Genomic DNA, 15245 nt, shown 5'->3' with positions numbered 1-15245 from the left:
GCAGACACCGAGGGTTCAAGCCCCGGGCGCGCACGCATGCACTCCCCCTTCCCATCGACGACGACCGGAGGTCGCGCCATGCCCAACCCGTTCACGACGAGTCCCCGTCGCCTCGCGAAGCGCATCAGCGCCGTGAAGGACGGCGCGTCCGTCTACCAGCTCACCCCGCCGCTCGAGCGCGACGGCGAGATCCACGAGCGGGTCATCATCGCCGCGAAGCACGGTCAGACGCACGTGTTCCCCGTCTACGGCCGCCCCCGGGTCCTCGCCTCGATGGCCGGGTTCGACATCCGCGCGATCCTCACCCGCCTCGGCTACCCGCAGGGCGGCCACCGCGAGCCCGAGCAGCCCGTGCGCACCCTTCCCCGCGAGTCGGGTTCCCGGCTCTACTACACGACGGGCATCCGATGATCGACGAGGACCTCCCGGACGGGACTCGGGTGCTTGTCTGGGGCCGACGCGTCGGCAAGATCGTGTCCCGCTCGAGCCGCTACTACGGCGTCATCCTCCCCGAGGGCGAAGTTGTCTACGCCGTCCGCGCGAACGTGGCGGCGCTATGACGGGCCGCCCGTTCAAAGAGGCCCGCGCGGGGCTGATCGCGATGGGTTGCGAGGTCGAACGCCGCGACAAGTACGGGGTCCTCTTCCGGAGGCCGAACGGCACCTGCGTCACCGTGCACTTCGACATCTCGGAGCGGGATGCCGCGATCCTCGTCCGCGACTCCCGGAAGCTCTGCGGCCTCCCGCCCGCGATGCGCCGCACGCAGGACATCGCCGAGGCCGAACGGCCCGTGCTCGACCTCACGCGCCTCACCGCGTCGACCCATGCGCAAATCCGCCTCCGGCAGATGCGGGTCCAGTCCGACATTCCCGGGGAGGAGATCATCGGCACCCTGCGACGGCCGACCCGTGTCGGCTACTCCACCCGGCACGAGTCCTGGCTGTGGGTCGGCCGCAGGATCGCGCTCGCGATGGCCGTCGACGAGTCCGGCGCATCCGTCATCAAGACAGTCCTGTGGGCGTCCGAGGAACTCTGGGCTGCCCACCCGCGACCCGAGAAGAGGACCGCATGAGCATCACGCATTCCCGGAACAGCGCGCAGGTCGCGCTCGCGGACACCCGCGGGTGGAACCGCCCCCGCTACGACGGCATCACCGGGATCTCACACGAGCAGATCGCCCGACAGAAGGCCGTCAACGACGCGCAGCGGGCGAGGGTCGCAGCGGGCATCCGTGCCACCGGGGGCGATGCCGCCAGCGAACTGCTCGCCGCGCTCGGCCTCACGGAGGTGGCGTGATGCGCGACTGGAACCTCGAAGCCGCCGAGCAGTACGAGGCGGGACACATCGACCGGGCGCTCGCGGCGGCGACGATCGCGGTCGCCGAGCAGACCCGCATCGACAATCTCATGCGCTTCGCGGCCGAGAAGTCGCTGACTCTCGCGGAGGCCCCGATGGTGCGCGCGCACGCGGAGAGCGTCCGGCAGCGGAACGCGGCCCGCGCCGAGATCGCTGAAGGGCTGGGCCTCGGATGAGCACGATCGTGTTCGACGACCAGGCCCGCACCCGCAAGTCGGACCCGCTGACATCCCACCTGGCCGGGGACCGCTCCCAGTCGACCGTGCACGACGTCCGCGCCGCGGTGCTCGTGATCCTCGCGCTCGACATCCCCGAAGCGACCGGCTCGCAACTGAACGAGCTGTACCGGGAGATGCGGGCCGATCGCGGCTGGCCCGAGGTGCATTTCGACTCGCCCCGCAAGCGGGCGGGTGAACTCGCCGACGACGGCTACCTCGACGTCCTCAACGAGGACGCGAAGCGCGGCCACGAGCACGTCTACCGATTGAAGGAGTCCAGATGATCACCGCCCTGTTCGCCTGGGCGTCAACCGCCCTGCTCGCTTTCGGGCTCGCGCTGATCGGGTGGTGGAAGGCCGACCCGACCCGCGTGGACTACGAGGTGTGGCGGCGGTGGGCGCTCGCCCGCGACGTGGCACTCACGATCGCGTTCTGCGCCTGCGTGGTCTTCGGGTTCATCTTCCTCATTGGGGGCGCCCTGTGAGCACACGCCGCACGGGGGCCGGCCAGCGGGTCGGCGGAGACCACCCTGCCCTGCACTGGGTATCGGTTGCCGGGACGATCGCGGTCGCCATGTCGTCGTTCGCGATCTCGTTCACGGCCCTGCTCGAGGTCGCCGTCTGGCAGCACCTGCCGGAGCGGCTCCGGTTCATGACGGCGCTCGAGGTCGACCTGCCGATCGTGGTCACGGGTGCTATGCAGATCGTCTTCAAGCACCGGGAGCAGGCGTTCCCGCTGTGGGTGACGCGGGTGTTCGGGTGGATCGTGACCGCGGCATCCGCGGGGGCGAACTTCTGGGTCACCGCAGCCGCATCCGGCCTCGTGACGCCGGAGGACTGGATCGGCGCGTGCTTCCACGGCTTCGCTCCGGTGTCCGTGTACGTGTGCACCGAGCTGCTCGGTCACCTCATCACCCGCCCGAAGGGACACGCGACGGAGAAGCGGCGCATCGCCCTCGAACACAAGGCGCTGACTGCGCAGGTGCGCGCGCTCACGCGGCAGTTGCGTGCAGCACAGACGGAGGCATCATGACCGTCACTTTCGACGACCTCGCGGCCATCGCCGCCCACGACGCGCCCCCGGTCACCGGGTGGCAGGACGAGCACATCGGCCGCCAGCATCTCCGCCCCGGATGGGCGGTCGTGACGGACTTCGCACGCCACGGCGACGACGTGCTCGCGGAGGACTACATCGGCCCGGTCCTCGCAGAGGACGCCGACTCGATCACGCTAGAGATCGAGGATCAGCCGGTCAGGTTCTCCCGCGACAAGCGCATCGTCACCACCTACGACGACGCCCACCACCTGGAGCCGACCGCGTGAGCTACCGGGTACTGACCGCGACGGCCAACACGGACGAGTGGCTGCGGCTGCGCCAGTCGGGCATCGGCGCATCGGAAGCCGCAGCGGTCCTCGGCGACACCAACTGGGGCAGCCCGCTGACGGTCTACATGCAGAAGATCGCGACCGAGATCGAGGACCGCGGCACGATGCGGATGGAGTGGGGCCACCGGCTCGAAGCGGTCATCGCCGACGCCGTGGCCGCCGATCACCCCGAGCTCGGCGTGGTGCTCCCATCCGAGGGGCTCTTGCAGTGCGTGGAGCACCCGTGGCTGCTCGGCACCCTCGACCGGCGTCTCGATCATCCCGCGTTCGGGTGCGTACCGCTGGAGATCAAGTCCGTCTCAGCGCACGAGAAAAGGCATTGGGTCAACCCGGTGACCGGCGACCTGGAGGTGCCCGCGAAGTACACGGTGCAGGTGCGGCAGCAGATGTTCGTGCAGGACGACGCCCCATACGGGTTCGTCGCGGTCCTGTTCGACGGCAACGAGCTGCACGTCATCCGGGTTCCGCGGTCGCCCGCGTTCATCAAGGAGCACCTGCTCGGCACGCTGCAACGGTTCTGGTTCCAGCACGTCGTCAAGCGCATCCCGCCGAAGCCGATCCTCGGCGACGACCTCGCGAGGCTGTGGCCCGCCGCTCCCGGCAAGGAGATCGAGGCCGACGAGACGTTCCTCGACATCGCCGCTCGCTGGGCGGACGCGAAGACGCGCGAGAAAGTCGCCCGCGACGATCTCGCAGCGCTGAAGCACTACATAGGCGTGTTCATGGAGGACGCGGAGCGGGTGGTCGACGCTCTGGGCGAGCCCGTCATGGAGATGCGGACTCGCCGCGGCTCGACCCGGGTCGCGGTCGCCGCGCACGCCGAGCACCACCCCGACTGCACGGAGTGCGTCACCCGCGACGCCGACTCACGGTACCCCCAAGCCATCATCAAGAAGGAAACCGCATGGCCCTCAATCTGACGAAACCGACCGGTCGCCCGTCGTGGCCGGTGGTGCTGCTGGACGGGGGCCCCGGCGCGGGCAAGTCGTACGCCATCGCGGTCGCATCCGGGTCGGAACTCGTCGACGGTTGCATCTGGGTCAACTTCGGCGAGAAGCGGCCCGACGAGTACGCCGAGGTGCCCGGGGCGAACTTCGCCATCGCCGAGCACGACGGCACCTATGAGGGACTGCTCGAGACCCTCACGGAGGCCGTCGCGCTCGGGCAGGGCGAGAAGCCGCGGCTGCTGGCCCTCGACTCGGCGACGAAGCTGTGGGAGTCGATCAACGTCGCCACGCAGGCGAAGGCAGACGCGCAGGCGACCGCCCGCGCCGATGCCCGCGGCCGTGTCCCAGTCCTGCCCGCCGAGGTCACCCCCGAGCTGCACGTCGAGGCCCGCGAGCGGTGGCAGCGAATCGTCGACACCCTCCAAGCGCACCAGGGGCCGGTCATCGTCACCGCCCGCGCCGAGGACGCGTCCATCGTCGACGACTCCGGCACGATCATCGTGCAGAAGTCCCGCGTGCTCGCACAGAAGTCGCTCGGCTTCGAGGCCGGCGCGATCATCGACATGCCCGAACGCGGCCGGGCGATCCTCCGCAAGATCGTCTCCGCAAGGAAGCCGATGGACGCTGCCGAAGAGTGGCCCGACTTCACCGTCGACGCGCTCTGGCGTCGCCTCGGTCTCCACGAAGGCGCGGATGCCCGCACCTACGACCGGGCCGTGCAGTCGCCGCAGCTCTCACCCACGCAGGCGCGGAATTGGATCGCCGAAGTGAAGGCGTGCACCGACGTCGCGTCGGCTGACCGGCTCATCGCCGAAGCGGAGTCCGTGCGCCGCCCCGCTGAGACCGTCGCCGCGATGCGCGGCATCCGCGACGGCATCGCGGAGCTCGCCGACGCACTCGGCTAGTGGCCGTCACGGCCAAGACGCGCCGCGAGGTCATCGCCCGTGACGAGTCCTTCTGCGGCTGGTGCGGTCTCTACGTCGACACGGCGTCGGGCCAGTACTCGTTGCAGCACCGCCGCGCCCGGGGCATGGGCGGTTCGAAGCGGATGTCGACGGACCTGCACGCGAACCTCGTGCTGCTTCACGGCACCGGCACGACCGGATGCCACGGCTACATCGAAGCCCACCGCGACGAGGCCCGCGAGCGCGGCTTCAACCTCACCCAGCAGCTCGACCCGGCCGCCATCCCGATCGGCCTGAAGGTGCACGGCGTCCCCGCGTGGGCGCTGTTTGACAACCTCGCCGGCCGCCGCTTCATCACCGAGACCGCAGCATTCGAGCTGCTCGAGCAATACGGCCTCGCGGCCTGAGTGCGGGAGCGCCTCGTGCGGTTGCCACGCACGCGCCCGCGCAGCCGCGTTCAAGTTCACCCCCACCTGGGTGGATGCGTCGGGCGGGACCGTCACCGAGAAGTTCCCCCGCCGATCCATCGCCGAAAACCGCCAGGACGAGCTCGCCGACGCCGGCGTGTTTACGACCCCGAACAAGCCGGGCCCGGCGCTGCTCACCTTCGACACGCACTTCGCCAGTGGCCTCGTGCACGTCGCCGAGGCCCTCATCCAGCCGAACACGATCCGATGAGCGGCCCGCTGACGTTCTACCAGGACGACGCGGGTGTCGACCAGGCGGGTCGGTATCCGGCGCCTTTGGCGATGCGTGTGGGCTGCACCTGCCATACCGATGAGGTGTCGGCATGAGCGCGCAGATGGCCTTCGATCTGGACGCGCTCGCCGCGGACCCATCCCCGCCCTCGCCGAGCGACGAGAGCACGCCGGCGAAGCGGCGGCCGCTGCGAACCGATGGCCTGCGCGACGGCTCGATCTCGCACGCAGTCGGTCGGTTCGAGGAGAACGGGCCGCTCGGCTACGTGGCGAACACCGCGCCGCTCGCGCCGCTGCGCACCCGCCGCGAGGACGCGGCAGCTGACGAGCGCGCCTGGGATGCGGCGGGTCGCCCCGACCTGCTCGCCGACTTGCCGAGCTACGTGCACGGCATCGTCTCGGTCGACCCGCTCCGCATCCAGTGCGACGGATGCGGTCGCATCGACGAGCAGCAGCCCGGACAGACGGTCGCGGTCACGATCATCCGGTCCGACATCAGATTCGGCCACGGCGTCTACGACGTCGATCGCCACCTCGACGCCCGGCTCTGTGCGGCGTGCTGCGTGACCGCGAGGGCAGCAGCGTGATCGCCCCGTACTACGAGGACGGCGGTTTGCAGCTCTTCCACGGCGACTCGCGCATCGTGCTCGCCGCCGACGAGAACGGCTACGACTTCACCCTCGGTTACGGCACCGAGCGCGCGTTCCCGGATGCGTCGTTCGACTCCGTGGTGTGCGACCCGCCCTATGAGCTCGGCTTCATGGGCAAGGGATGGGACTCGACCGGCATCGCCTACGACGTTGACCTCTGGCGGGAGGTGCTCCGTGTGCTCAAGCCGGGCGGCCACCTCCTCGCGTTCGGCGCGTCCCGCACCTGGCATCGGCTGGCCGCGGCGATCGAGGACGCCGGATTCGAGATTCGCGATTCGATCGCATGGCTGTTCGGCTCCGGCTTCCCGAAGTCGCTTGACGTCGCCAAGGCGATCGACAAAGACGCGGGTCACTGGAGAGGCTGGGCCGGAGCGATCGAGTCTGCCAATGGGGCGATGTCTGGATCGAACTATGAGCGCACCGGTAAGGGAAGTCCGATCACGGCCGACGCCGCGGAGTGGGAGGGCTGGGGCACGGCGCTCAAGCCCGCGTTCGAGCCGATCGTTGTCGGTCGCAAGCCACTCGCGGGGACGGTCGCGGCGACCGTGCTCGCATACGGCACGGGTGCGTTGAACATCGCGGCTGCGCGGGTGGGCGACGAGGTGCGGCATGCCGCGTTCACGTCGCTCGCGCCGGCATCCGGCAACAGGCTCGGCGCGCCCGGTACGCAGGAGGCGCGTCGCGGCACCCAGGGCGAGCCGAAGGAGTACGTGGGTCGGTGGCCCACGAACGTCGTGCTCGACGACTCGCAGGCTGCGTCGCTCGATGAGCAGACGGGCGTGCTCAAGTCCGGGATGATGCGCGCCGGTCAGCAGAAGGCGGGCAAGGCGGCGGGCATCCTCGGCGAGTTCAAGCCGCAGGCGACGCTCAATGACACGTACGGCGATGCGGGTGGTGCGTCGCGGTTCTTTCCGACGTTCCACTACGAGGCGAAGGCGCCCGGTTCCGAGCGTCCGAACGTCGATGGTGTCGAACACGCGACCGTGAAGCCGCTTGACCTCATGCGCTGGTGCGTGCGCCTTGTCACGCGTCGCGGCGGCCGAGTGCTCGACCTGTTCGCGGGCTCCGGCACGACCGGCGAGGCCGCGCTACTCGAGGGCATGGACTGCACCCTCATCGAATACGAGGCCGACCACCTACCGCTCATCTTGCAGCGGGTCCGCAAGCCGCTCACCCCGTCCCTGTTCGGTGACATTGAAGGGATCGCGTGATGTCCGACACTCCCCCGGGCCGCCTGTTCCCTAGCGACGACGAGGTGCGCTCGTCCGGATGGTCGGGCGCTGAGCAACCGATTGAGGAGACGAAGTGAGCACCGTCCACGACGAGACCGGCGCACAGGTGCTGCCGGACCGCAAGGAGGACCGGGCATTCCGGGATGGGTGGCAGGCGCGTCAGGCAGCCGACGCGGATATTCGCTTGAAGCGGCCGATCTGGGCGAAGGTCGCCGCCGAACTCGAGGTGCGCGCGTGAGCGCCCGCATCGGCTCGCTCTTCTCCGGCACTGGCCAGCTCGATGAGGGCGTGCGCCAGGTCATCCCGGGCGAGGTGCTGTGGCATGTCGAGTTCGACGAGAACCCGTCCCGGGTGCTCGCGTACAACTACCCGGGGGTGCCGAACTACGGCGACGTCACGAAGGTGGACTGGGCGTCCGTCCCACCGATCGACGTCCACACGGGCGGGTTCCCTTGTCAGGATCTCTCGCTCGCGGGCCGCCGGGCCGGGATGCGGCCCGGCACCCGATCCGGCCTCTGGGCCGACTACCTCCGAGCGATCCGCGTGCTCGCGCCGAAGCTCGTCGTCATCGAGAACGTGAGGGGGCTGCTCAGTGGATGCGCCGAAAGCGATCTGGAATCCTGCCCGGGATGTCTGGGAGTCTCCGACGTCCATCGACCTGTTCTCCGAGCACTCGGACGTGTACTCGCAGACCTGGCCGACATCGGGTACGACGCGGCATGGCATGGCCTCCCCGCTTCCGACGCCGGGGCGCCGCACGAGCGATTCCGCGTCTTCGTCATCGCCTGGCCCGCTGCTGCCGACGCCGATCGGGAGCGACGCTCGCGGCGGCCAGAAGGACATCGCGCGCTCGGAGTTCTCGCCTCAGTTCCGCGAGATCGCACAACTGCTCCCGACCCCATCGGCCTCCAACCCGAACGACGGGGAAGACGTGGAGAACTGGAAGGCACGCCGGGAACGGGTGAAGGCCACCGGGGTGAACGGGAACGGCTTCGGCACGCCGCTGGCGATAGCGGTTCGGCTGCTGAAGACGCCGACCGCGCAGCTCGCGGCGAATGGCGGCTCGCAGCATCCGGAGAAGCGCAAGGAGGGCGGGCATGGCCCGACCCTCGCGGACGAGATCGAGCACCTGCGCCCGACGCCGCCGACTCGGAACGGTCAGGGCAACCCGACGTTGGGCGGGGCGCTCGAAGCGGTCGTCGCTCGATCGAGTGGGGTGAGTTCGGTCCCGCTGTTCGACGTTGGGGACGAGTCCTAGGACGCGACGCCCCTAGCCCGGTGGCTCCGTCGCCGAAGTGGCGCGAGATGGTGCGGCGTCGCCTCGCCGGTCTCGACCGACGCCCGGTCGGAATGCGGGGCTCGCTGAAGCCGAACGAGACGCTCTCGCCCGTCTTCACCGAATGGATGATGGGCTGGCCCGAGGGATGGGTCACGGACCCGGCGATCTGGTCGGGCATGAAGCCGTCCGAGGCTCGCAACGCCGCGATCAAGGCGTGCGGCAACGGCGTCGTCCCGCAGCAGGGCGCGCTCGCGGTCTCTGAGCTGCTCCCCCACGTCCCCGCACACATTCGTGCTGCGCTCGGGGCCGAGGCGGCGTGAGCAAGCGCCACCTGTCGCTCTATCTCGTCCATTGGTATCGGTTCGAGGTCTTCAAGGTCGGGGTCACGACGACGCCTGACCGCATTCGGAAGCACGCCGCCACGGGCGGGGTGCTGTTGCAGCTCATCGAGCCGGCGACGACGCGTCAGGAGCGTGAGGCTCTGCGCCATCTGGCGTTCGCGTTCGACCGAGCGTTCGACTCCGCGGATGCCGCGGTGCCGGTCCTCGGCAGTTGCGGGCTCGGGTTCACCGAGTGCTTCAAGGTGCCGAACCGGCACGTCATCGGAGCCGTCGAGCTCGCCAGTCTGGGGGTCTTACGCGGTGCCGATGAAGAGAATCCGGTCGATCAAGCCCGAGTTCTTCACCAGCGATGACGTGACGTCGATCGACGACATTGCGGCCCGGATGACTTTCATAGGGCTGTGGCTGTACGTCGACGACTACGGGAACGAGTCGGCGAAGCCGTCGCTCGTCCGCGCGTCGATCTGGCCAGAGGACGAGGAGATCACGAGCGACGTCGTGGCTGGCCATCTGCTGACCCTCGCCGAGCGCGACATGATCCGCTTCTACAAGGTCGGCACCCGGGAGTACCTGACGATCGTGAACTGGTCGAAGCACCAGCGCGTCGACAAGCCGTCGAAATCGAACGTCCCGCCGCCTCCGGAGACTCTCGCGAGTGACGATCGCGAGACCCTCGCAAGAGAGGGGAAGGGAGTCGCGCGGAGCGTCGACGAGGCGCGCGACAGCGCGCGGGAGGCGGAGGGCGAGGGGGAAGAGCGCGAGGAGGGTGAGGGCACCCCGCGAGACCCTCGCGACTTCCTGACCACCGAGCCGCCCTCGCCGTTCTGCCCAGCGCACCCGAACGGCACCGTGAAGCCCTGCCGCGCCTGCGGCAACGCCCGCCTCGCTGCGAAGCAGTGGGAGCAACGGCACCGGGCATGGATGGATGACCTGGCGGACGGGATCGCTCTCGCTGCTGTGCTCGACGACGGGGAGGTCTCGTGAGCATCGTTGCTGCCGCGTTCTCCGTGTGGCGTGAGTGCCGGGACGACTACGAACTCCACCTCCAAGCGGCGTATGCATCGCGGCCAGCGTCCGACTCGCAGCCTCGGGCCGCTCAACGCGTGGGAGCCGGTGATCTACTCGGGTGGACGCGTCGCGTTCGACGTCAGGCGCGACGCATCCGTCTCGGAGGACCTGCTCGACGCGTCGCGTCGACCAGGTGGGGACGCGTCGCGTCGTGCGGCCGCGCAGCGAGACGCGTCGTCTCGTGCCGGTGTGACGCGACGGGTCGACTCGCTCGTGTACGTGGCAAGGGCCCGGACAACCGACCCGCGCCGGGTGGTGGGCGCGAAGCCGGCCGCGTTTTGCCGGTGGGTGTTCGACCTGCTCGGCGCGGAGCCGCAGGACGACTTCACGGACGTTTTCCCGGGCTCGGGCGGCGTCATGCGTGCCTGGCGGGTGTTCGCCGGGATGGAGGACTGACGATGGAGATCGGGCACACGTACGCGACGCCGTACGGGCAGATGGCGATGATCTGGGCGTCGGAGGAGTTCACTCCCCCGGAGCGCATCACCTTGTCGATGGATGGTGTCGAGGTCGGGTTCTCACGCATCGAGCCGCGGTCTATCTACTGCGACGACGTGCCCGGAGTCCCTGGCCACTGCAACAACGCCGACTGCCACCGGAAGCCCCTCGGGGTGTGCGGGTGCGGTCGCCATCACGGCAAGCAACCGTTCGTGAGGGCCGTCCGGTGACCGCCGTCAACCCGGTGACGGCCGTCGTCTCGTCGACCATCGACGACCATCTCGCGATGCTCGAGCAGCTCGAGGCGGAGCGATATACGCACTCGAATGAGACGCTCGCGCAGGTACGGCGTCGGGTCGCGTTGGAGCGGCCGGAGTCGCCAGCTCAGGCGTTGGCGCGTCGGCGAAGGGAAGAGATGGCCGCCGCTCGGCGTGCTGAGGATCGGCGGCGTCTGCTCGTAGCGGCTGCCGTGTTGGAGGCGCGTGAGCGCCGGGGAAGGAGTGTCGGATGAGTGTGGGGCAGAAGTACGAGCTGACCGGTGTCAGCAAGGTCAATGAGGTCGGGATGACGGTGCATCAGATCCGTGCGACGGCCGAAATTGCACGGTTCGGTGTGAAGAAGGGCGATCTGGGGGGTTGGGTCGGGTCGGTGACCTTGACCGACGGTGACGCGCGGGTGTCCGATGACGCGTGGGTGTCCGGTGCCGCGCAGGTGTTCGGTGACGCGCGGGTGTCCGATGACGCGTGGGTGTCCGGTGCCGCGCAGGTGTTCGGTGACGCGCGGGTGTCCGATGACGCGCAGGTGTCCGGTGACGCGCAGGTGTCCGGTGACGCGCAGGTCGAGGAGAACTGGCACTACATCGCAGTCAGCCCCATCGGCTCGGAAGGCGTCACCGCGACGCTCTGCCGCACCGAGAAGGGCAAGCACATCCTCTCAGTCGGCTGCTGGAGCGGCACGCTCGGCACCCTCATGGCCGAGGTCAAGCGCCGTCGTCAGTCGTGGTATGGCGACGAGGCCCAGCACGAGCTGTGGGTGTCGCAGTACCGGGCAATCAGGGCGCTCGGGAAGGCGACCGTCGCCCGATGGGAGGTGCCCGAGTGAGCACGATGACCGCTGACGGGACGGTCGTGCAGCCTGTGACGGGCGACGGGGACCGGTTCCGTCACTACGTCCCCAAGCCGGAGATCGTGCGGGCGGCTGTCGAGGGGGTCCCGGCGCGCGCGATCTGCGGGAAGGTCTGGGTGCCGTTGACGGAGGGGGCGCAGCTCCCCGTGTGTCCGGATTGCCAGGCGATCTACGATTCGCTGGAGGCCGGGTGAGTGACGATAACCCGCTGCTCGCGGCCGTAGAGGCGCTCGTGAAGCCGCAGAAGCGTGGACGGTGGATCGAGCGTGTCGCCGATACCCAGGTGCCGTTCTACGCGATCGAGCTCGTGAAAGCGCCGACGCCGATGGTCGCCGACCCCCTACTCGAGCAGCTCGAGTCGGCGATCGGGTCATCAATGGGCGGCTCGACGTCGGGCGCGTCCCTCAAGTCGCAGAGTTCGCCTCTGAACGCGCGTGCGCTCATGAAGGCGTTGCAGATCGCGTCGGAACTGCGGCGGTGGTCGCGGGTGGCCGCCGTGGAGCCGCGGTCGCCGCGGCGGTCGCTCATCAACGAACTCCGCGCCTGGCACACCGCGACACTGAAGCGTGCGCTCGAGCCCGACCAGGAGACGTCGCACGTCCGTCAGCTTCGGTCGTGGGCGCGCGACATCGAGGCGCTGCTCGACCCTCCGCGGTCGCGTGAACTGCCCGACCCGTGCCCGGAGAACGGCTGCACGGACTGGTGGGACCGCGACACCCGGGAGCGGATGACTCGGCCCGTCGTCGTCCGCTATCGCGTCGACGACGACGAGCAGCCGCTCATCGACACCGCGACGGCCTCGTGCCGGTCGTGCGGCCACTCGTGGAACGCCCGCGAACTCGCCTGGGAACTGCAAGAGATCGAGCGGTTGGCCGCCGCCAAAATCGCGCTTGACGGCCCCACACAATAGGGGGTAGGGTTGGTGTCACGAGGTCAGGGGAACCGCCCCAGACCATACCGGCAGAAGGAGCCGATCATGAACACCTACAGCACCCGCACCGAGGCCATCGCCCGCGAGATCGTCGCCGCCATCGAGGGAAGCCAGTCGGCCGCCGTCGACGAGTTCGACATCGACGCGATCGCCGACGAGATCATCGCGCCCGTCGTCGCCGAGGAGGGCCCGTCTGCCGGATACATCACCGGCTACCGCTGCACGGTCACCCCGGACGAGTTCTGGACCATCGTCGAGAAGCACGCCCTCTGAACCACGAACAGCGCCCCCACCCGTCGAGGGTGGGGGCGCTGCACCATCTACCGACAGGAGACACGCATGGACCGGATGAAGAGCGGCGAGCTACAGACCGTCCGCGAATACCTCGGGCTCACCTCCGAGGCGCTCGCGGGCATCCTCAGCGTCCGCAACGACACCATCCGCAAGTGGGAGTCCGGACGCGAGCCCATCCCGCACCGTGTCCGCGAGGAACTCGAGCGGATCGAGGCGTACACCGCCCAGTGCGTGGGCGACGTCGTGCAGGAACTCCGGGGCGTGTACGCCGCCGACGATGTCGCCGACCCGGCCGTGATCGTGTACCGGACCGATGCAGAGCTGCACGCCGCCCGGCCCGGGTTCGACGCGTACACGGCCCGCTGGTGGCGGCACATCGTCGCCCGAGCCGCTACCGAAGTCCCCGGAGTCGTGATCGGCACCCACTCCGAGCTCGAGGAGTTCCGATCCGCCCACCTCTACCCGGGCTACTCAAGCGCCCGCGACCACCTCGACGACCTCAGCTAGACCTGGCACGCGCCGCGGACACCTCACCCGCGACCGTCGCGCAGCACCTTCGCTGCCACCCGGCCGGCGACCCGCAACGGATCGAACATAGTTGCGAACGTCGGTCACGCCTGCTAATCTCTCAATCACGCACCATTAGTGTGCCCAAAGCCACTGCGAAAGGCCCCGCTTCGGCGGGGCCATTCGTCGTTAAAGCCCGGTTCCCCACGGACACATCATCGGCCCATAGAGGGTTCCGCAGCCGTGCGAGGGAACCGACCCCCATCCCGCGCGAATCTCGAGCAGCGATGCCGAGACGCACGGGCGCACCGGGCCCGAAGTGGCCGGGACAGACGCGGTTATAGCGCTTGGGAGCGCGCCGCCATACGAGCCCGTGGCCCCGAGGGACGCATATCGGGGCGCCTAACGTCTGCCGTCGCGGATCTGGTAGATGCGTGCACGGGAGAGGCCGGTGGCCTCGACGATCTTGGCGACGGAAGTGCGCGCGGTGATGGCGGCCCGTACGGCGTCGTCGCGGGTCCGCACTGCGCGGGCGTGGGCGTCAGCCGTTTCCTGCTCGGCGCGAACCGCGTCGGCGAGCGGATCGCTCACGCGGCGACCTCGATGCGGCGAACTTGCGCGATGACCGCACCCGTGGAGGTGGCGATCGTGTACTCGTCGGTGACGGTCTCGAGGGTGTAGATGCGGCTGGTGAGCACGGTGTCACGGTACACGCGGCCGTTGCTGCGGAAGCGGCTGACGAGCGTCTTGTTACCGATGACGCGGATGGGGTTGACGACCTCGCGGCCCTGGATGGTGTCGATGCAGTGCGTGCTCATGGAACGAGTGTAGCGCGCTGCGCAACCCGATGTCAAGCGCGCTACATAAGGAGTAGACATGACGCCGGCAGAAGCTCACACTGTGGCCGTGTCCCGCATCTCGTCGGATGCTCGGGTGGCTGCTGCTCGTGTGCGTGCTCGTATCGATATGGACGAGCTCGACGACTGGGGCGATGGCGAAGACCGGTAGGTACGCCCATTACCGCCGCACCCCGCAGTACCGCAAGGCCCTCGCAGAGCTGCGAGCCCGCGGTGCCGTGCAGCAGTGCTGGTCGTGCCCGAAGGTGCTGTACGTCGAGCTGAAGTGGCCGCACCCGCACTCGATCACCCTGGGTCACTACACCGCCGTCGAGGACGGTGGCGACCCGTACGACCCGAACAACTTCGGCCCGCAGTGCATAGCGTGCAACCTCAGCGACGGTGCCGACCGGACGAACTCGAAGCGGCGGGGCGAGAGGGGACGCGTGTATGTCGACGACGACTGGTGAGCGTGTGCGCCTCGAGCGCGCACCCATCGGCCTCCGGGACGCGAACGCGTGGGTAGACCGCATCCATCGGCACCACGGCCCGACGAGGGGCCACAAGTTCTCCACCTCGGTCATCGACGACCAGGGTGCTGTGCGGGGCGTAGGCATCGCCGGCCGTCCCGTCTCCCGTCATCTACAGGCGCAGGGCTACATCGAAGTGACCCGCGTCGCCACGGACGGCACCCCGAACGCATGCTCGATGCTCTACGGCGGCCTGCGCGCAGCGGCCATCACCCTGGGATACAAGCCCTGGCAGGTGGTCACCTACACACTGGCATCCGAGACAGGCGCGTCCCTACGGGCCGCGGGATGGGTACTCGACAGCACCAGCGCCGGTGGCTCGTGGGACCGCGCAGACCGCCCGAGGGCCGACGAGCACCCGCTCGAGCCCAAACTGAGGTGGATCGCGGGCCCGCGACCCACCCTCTGACCAGCATTTTTTTAGGAACCGCCCCACGCGGACGACCGCGCAGGCTTCCTTTTTTCTCCCCCCGAGCATTTCGGAGGGGTCGTGCGTGTGCGCGTA

At 69.1% G+C, this 15245-nt stretch carries 31 protein-coding genes and 1 pseudogene; 30 read left to right on the top strand and 2 right to left on the bottom strand.

The window, feature by feature from the left end; translation table 11 throughout:
• Positions 1–78 precede the first annotated feature (78 nt).
• The 28 genes and pseudogenes from QT381_RS02770 (at position 79) to QT381_RS02635 (ending at position 13374) form a co-directional block, all read left to right on the top strand.
• Positions 79–411: a hypothetical protein gene (locus tag QT381_RS02770; RefSeq protein WP_289247177.1), complete on the top strand. Its 333-nt coding sequence runs from the start codon at positions 79–81 to the stop codon at positions 409–411.
• The gene (locus QT381_RS02765) at positions 408–560 is read left to right on the top strand and encodes a hypothetical protein (RefSeq protein ID WP_289247175.1); all 153 of its coding nucleotides are present in this window, start codon (positions 408–410) and stop codon (positions 558–560) included. The genes QT381_RS02770 and QT381_RS02765 overlap by 4 nt, the downstream gene beginning before the upstream one ends.
• Positions 557–1072 carry a hypothetical protein gene (locus QT381_RS02760; RefSeq protein ID WP_289247174.1) on the top strand — a complete coding sequence of 172 codons (516 nt, stop codon included), beginning with the start codon at positions 557–559 and terminating at the stop codon, positions 1070–1072. Before QT381_RS02765 ends, QT381_RS02760 begins: the two co-directional genes overlap by 4 nt.
• Positions 1069–1296 (top strand): hypothetical protein, encoded by a 228-nt coding sequence (locus QT381_RS02755; RefSeq protein WP_289247173.1) that lies wholly within the window; start codon positions 1069–1071, stop codon positions 1294–1296. Before QT381_RS02760 ends, QT381_RS02755 begins: the two co-directional genes overlap by 4 nt.
• Positions 1293–1532, top strand: a complete 240-nt coding sequence (locus tag QT381_RS02750; RefSeq protein WP_289247171.1) for a hypothetical protein — start codon at positions 1293–1295, stop codon at positions 1530–1532. Before QT381_RS02755 ends, QT381_RS02750 begins: the two co-directional genes overlap by 4 nt.
• Positions 1529–1858 carry a hypothetical protein gene (locus tag QT381_RS02745; RefSeq protein WP_289247169.1) on the top strand — a complete coding sequence of 110 codons (330 nt, stop codon included), beginning with the start codon at positions 1529–1531 and terminating at the stop codon, positions 1856–1858. The genes QT381_RS02750 and QT381_RS02745 overlap by 4 nt, the downstream gene beginning before the upstream one ends.
• Positions 1855–2058: a hypothetical protein gene (locus tag QT381_RS02740; RefSeq protein WP_289247168.1), complete on the top strand. Its 204-nt coding sequence runs from the start codon at positions 1855–1857 to the stop codon at positions 2056–2058. The genes QT381_RS02745 and QT381_RS02740 overlap by 4 nt, the downstream gene beginning before the upstream one ends.
• Entirely contained in the window at positions 2055–2606 is a 552-nt protein-coding gene (locus QT381_RS02735; RefSeq protein WP_289247166.1) for a hypothetical protein, read from the top strand. Before QT381_RS02740 ends, QT381_RS02735 begins: the two co-directional genes overlap by 4 nt.
• Entirely contained in the window at positions 2603–2896 is a 294-nt protein-coding gene (locus QT381_RS02730) for a hypothetical protein (protein ID WP_289247165.1), read from the top strand. The genes QT381_RS02735 and QT381_RS02730 overlap by 4 nt, the downstream gene beginning before the upstream one ends.
• Complete coding sequence (locus QT381_RS02725; RefSeq protein WP_289247163.1) at positions 2893–3879, top strand: YqaJ viral recombinase family nuclease; 987 nt, start codon at positions 2893–2895, stop codon at positions 3877–3879. The genes QT381_RS02730 and QT381_RS02725 overlap by 4 nt, the downstream gene beginning before the upstream one ends.
• Positions 3864–4811 (top strand): DEAD/DEAH box helicase family protein, encoded by a 948-nt coding sequence (locus QT381_RS02720; RefSeq protein ID WP_289247162.1) that lies wholly within the window; start codon positions 3864–3866, stop codon positions 4809–4811. Before QT381_RS02725 ends, QT381_RS02720 begins: the two co-directional genes overlap by 16 nt.
• The gene (locus QT381_RS02715) at positions 4811–5218 is read left to right on the top strand and encodes a hypothetical protein (RefSeq protein WP_289247161.1); all 408 of its coding nucleotides are present in this window, start codon (positions 4811–4813) and stop codon (positions 5216–5218) included. Before QT381_RS02720 ends, QT381_RS02715 begins: the two co-directional genes overlap by 1 nt.
• Before the next feature lie 70 nt (positions 5219–5288).
• Positions 5289–5489 (top strand): hypothetical protein, encoded by a 201-nt coding sequence (locus QT381_RS02710; protein WP_289247159.1) that lies wholly within the window; start codon positions 5289–5291, stop codon positions 5487–5489.
• Positions 5490–5601: 112 nt separating this feature from the next.
• Positions 5602–6096, top strand: a complete 495-nt coding sequence (locus tag QT381_RS02705) for a hypothetical protein (RefSeq protein ID WP_289247158.1) — start codon at positions 5602–5604, stop codon at positions 6094–6096.
• Positions 6066–7370, top strand: coding sequence for a DNA methyltransferase (locus tag QT381_RS02700; protein ID WP_289247156.1), 1305 nt, complete (start codon positions 6066–6068; stop codon positions 7368–7370). Before QT381_RS02705 ends, QT381_RS02700 begins: the two co-directional genes overlap by 31 nt.
• Before the next feature lie 94 nt (positions 7371–7464).
• Positions 7465–7629, top strand: a complete 165-nt coding sequence (locus QT381_RS02695) for a hypothetical protein (protein WP_289247154.1) — start codon at positions 7465–7467, stop codon at positions 7627–7629.
• Positions 7626–8120: pseudogene (locus tag QT381_RS15730) on the top strand (DNA cytosine methyltransferase); the annotation flags it as partial. The gene QT381_RS02695 and the pseudogene QT381_RS15730, both read left to right, overlap by 4 nt.
• Positions 8121–8669: 549 nt before the next feature.
• On the top strand, positions 8670–8990 hold the full coding sequence (locus tag QT381_RS02685) for a hypothetical protein (RefSeq protein ID WP_289247152.1): 321 nt from the start codon (positions 8670–8672) through the stop codon (positions 8988–8990).
• Positions 8987–9364, top strand: coding sequence for a hypothetical protein (locus QT381_RS02680; RefSeq protein ID WP_289247151.1), 378 nt, complete (start codon positions 8987–8989; stop codon positions 9362–9364). The genes QT381_RS02685 and QT381_RS02680 overlap by 4 nt, the downstream gene beginning before the upstream one ends.
• Before the next feature lies 1 nt (position 9365).
• Entirely contained in the window at positions 9366–9995 is a 630-nt protein-coding gene (locus QT381_RS02675; protein ID WP_289247150.1) for a hypothetical protein, read from the top strand.
• A gap of 72 nt (positions 9996–10067) precedes the next feature.
• On the top strand, positions 10068–10475 hold the full coding sequence (locus QT381_RS02670) for a hypothetical protein (RefSeq protein WP_289247149.1): 408 nt from the start codon (positions 10068–10070) through the stop codon (positions 10473–10475).
• Positions 10476–10477: 2 nt separating this feature from the next.
• Entirely contained in the window at positions 10478–10747 is a 270-nt protein-coding gene (locus QT381_RS02665; protein WP_289247148.1) for a hypothetical protein, read from the top strand.
• A complete protein-coding gene (locus QT381_RS02660; protein ID WP_289247147.1) occupies positions 10744–11028 on the top strand; it encodes a hypothetical protein in 285 nt (94 codons plus the stop codon). Before QT381_RS02665 ends, QT381_RS02660 begins: the two co-directional genes overlap by 4 nt.
• Complete coding sequence (locus QT381_RS02655; protein ID WP_289247146.1) at positions 11025–11618, top strand: hypothetical protein; 594 nt, start codon at positions 11025–11027, stop codon at positions 11616–11618. The genes QT381_RS02660 and QT381_RS02655 overlap by 4 nt, the downstream gene beginning before the upstream one ends.
• A gap of 5 nt (positions 11619–11623) precedes the next feature.
• Positions 11624–11836 carry a DUF3039 domain-containing protein gene (locus QT381_RS02650; protein WP_289247250.1) on the top strand — a complete coding sequence of 71 codons (213 nt, stop codon included), beginning with the start codon at positions 11624–11626 and terminating at the stop codon, positions 11834–11836.
• Positions 11833–12552, top strand: a complete 720-nt coding sequence (locus QT381_RS02645) for a DUF7341 domain-containing protein (protein WP_289247145.1) — start codon at positions 11833–11835, stop codon at positions 12550–12552. Before QT381_RS02650 ends, QT381_RS02645 begins: the two co-directional genes overlap by 4 nt.
• Before the next feature lie 66 nt (positions 12553–12618).
• Positions 12619–12846 carry a hypothetical protein gene (locus QT381_RS02640; protein WP_289247144.1) on the top strand — a complete coding sequence of 76 codons (228 nt, stop codon included), beginning with the start codon at positions 12619–12621 and terminating at the stop codon, positions 12844–12846.
• A 66-nt stretch (positions 12847–12912) separates the two neighbouring features.
• Positions 12913–13374, top strand: a complete 462-nt coding sequence (locus QT381_RS02635; RefSeq protein WP_289247143.1) for an Aca2/YdiL-like domain-containing protein — start codon at positions 12913–12915, stop codon at positions 13372–13374.
• A gap of 402 nt (positions 13375–13776) precedes the next feature.
• On the opposite strand, the gene QT381_RS02630 is transcribed toward QT381_RS02635, so the two are convergent.
• Both QT381_RS02630 and QT381_RS02625 read right to left on the bottom strand, forming a co-directional pair.
• Positions 13777–13965 carry a hypothetical protein gene (locus tag QT381_RS02630; protein ID WP_289247142.1) on the bottom strand — a complete coding sequence of 63 codons (189 nt, stop codon included), beginning with the start codon at positions 13963–13965 and terminating at the stop codon, positions 13777–13779.
• Positions 13962–14192, bottom strand: coding sequence for a hypothetical protein (locus QT381_RS02625; protein ID WP_289247141.1), 231 nt, complete (start codon positions 14190–14192; stop codon positions 13962–13964). The genes QT381_RS02630 and QT381_RS02625 overlap by 4 nt, the downstream gene beginning before the upstream one ends.
• Before the next feature lie 173 nt (positions 14193–14365).
• Between QT381_RS02625 and QT381_RS02620 the strand changes: the two genes are divergently transcribed.
• Together QT381_RS02620 and QT381_RS02615 are read left to right on the top strand one after the other, a co-directional pair.
• Positions 14366–14680, top strand: coding sequence for a hypothetical protein (locus QT381_RS02620; RefSeq protein ID WP_289247139.1), 315 nt, complete (start codon positions 14366–14368; stop codon positions 14678–14680).
• On the top strand, positions 14661–15149 hold the full coding sequence (locus QT381_RS02615) for an XF1762 family protein (RefSeq protein ID WP_289247138.1): 489 nt from the start codon (positions 14661–14663) through the stop codon (positions 15147–15149). Before QT381_RS02620 ends, QT381_RS02615 begins: the two co-directional genes overlap by 20 nt.
• Positions 15150–15245: the final 96 nt, after the last annotated feature.

Source organism: Galbitalea sp. SE-J8 (genome assembly GCF_030345695.1).
Taxonomy (GTDB): domain Bacteria; phylum Actinomycetota; class Actinomycetes; order Actinomycetales; family Microbacteriaceae; genus JAUASV01.
This window is presented reverse-complemented; position numbering and strand designations above follow the sequence as displayed.

Coding starts and splice junctions, on each gene's coding strand:
- QT381_RS02770 (WP_289247177.1), top strand. CDS start 79: ATGCCCAACCCGTTCACGACGAGTCCCCGTCGCCTCGCGAAGCGCATC.
- QT381_RS02765 (WP_289247175.1), top strand. CDS start 408: ATGATCGACGAGGACCTCCCGGACGGGACTCGGGTGCTTGTCTGGGGC.
- QT381_RS02760 (WP_289247174.1), top strand. CDS start 557: ATGACGGGCCGCCCGTTCAAAGAGGCCCGCGCGGGGCTGATCGCGATG.
- QT381_RS02755 (WP_289247173.1), top strand. CDS start 1,069: ATGAGCATCACGCATTCCCGGAACAGCGCGCAGGTCGCGCTCGCGGAC.
- QT381_RS02745 (WP_289247169.1), top strand. CDS start 1,529: ATGAGCACGATCGTGTTCGACGACCAGGCCCGCACCCGCAAGTCGGAC.
- QT381_RS02740 (WP_289247168.1), top strand. CDS start 1,855: ATGATCACCGCCCTGTTCGCCTGGGCGTCAACCGCCCTGCTCGCTTTC.
- QT381_RS02730 (WP_289247165.1), top strand. CDS start 2,603: ATGACCGTCACTTTCGACGACCTCGCGGCCATCGCCGCCCACGACGCG.
- QT381_RS02720 (WP_289247162.1), top strand. CDS start 3,864: ATGGCCCTCAATCTGACGAAACCGACCGGTCGCCCGTCGTGGCCGGTG.
- QT381_RS02705 (WP_289247158.1), top strand. CDS start 5,602: ATGAGCGCGCAGATGGCCTTCGATCTGGACGCGCTCGCCGCGGACCCA.
- QT381_RS02670 (WP_289247149.1), top strand. CDS start 10,068: ATGCATCGCGGCCAGCGTCCGACTCGCAGCCTCGGGCCGCTCAACGCG.
- QT381_RS02665 (WP_289247148.1), top strand. CDS start 10,478: ATGGAGATCGGGCACACGTACGCGACGCCGTACGGGCAGATGGCGATG.
- QT381_RS02655 (WP_289247146.1), top strand. CDS start 11,025: ATGAGTGTGGGGCAGAAGTACGAGCTGACCGGTGTCAGCAAGGTCAAT.
- QT381_RS02650 (WP_289247250.1), top strand. CDS start 11,624: ATGACCGCTGACGGGACGGTCGTGCAGCCTGTGACGGGCGACGGGGAC.
- QT381_RS02640 (WP_289247144.1), top strand. CDS start 12,619: ATGAACACCTACAGCACCCGCACCGAGGCCATCGCCCGCGAGATCGTC.
- QT381_RS02635 (WP_289247143.1), top strand. CDS start 12,913: ATGGACCGGATGAAGAGCGGCGAGCTACAGACCGTCCGCGAATACCTC.
- QT381_RS02625 (WP_289247141.1), bottom strand. CDS start 14,192: ATGAGCACGCACTGCATCGACACCATCCAGGGCCGCGAGGTCGTCAAC.
- QT381_RS02620 (WP_289247139.1), top strand. CDS start 14,366: ATGGCGAAGACCGGTAGGTACGCCCATTACCGCCGCACCCCGCAGTAC.
- QT381_RS02615 (WP_289247138.1), top strand. CDS start 14,661: ATGTCGACGACGACTGGTGAGCGTGTGCGCCTCGAGCGCGCACCCATC.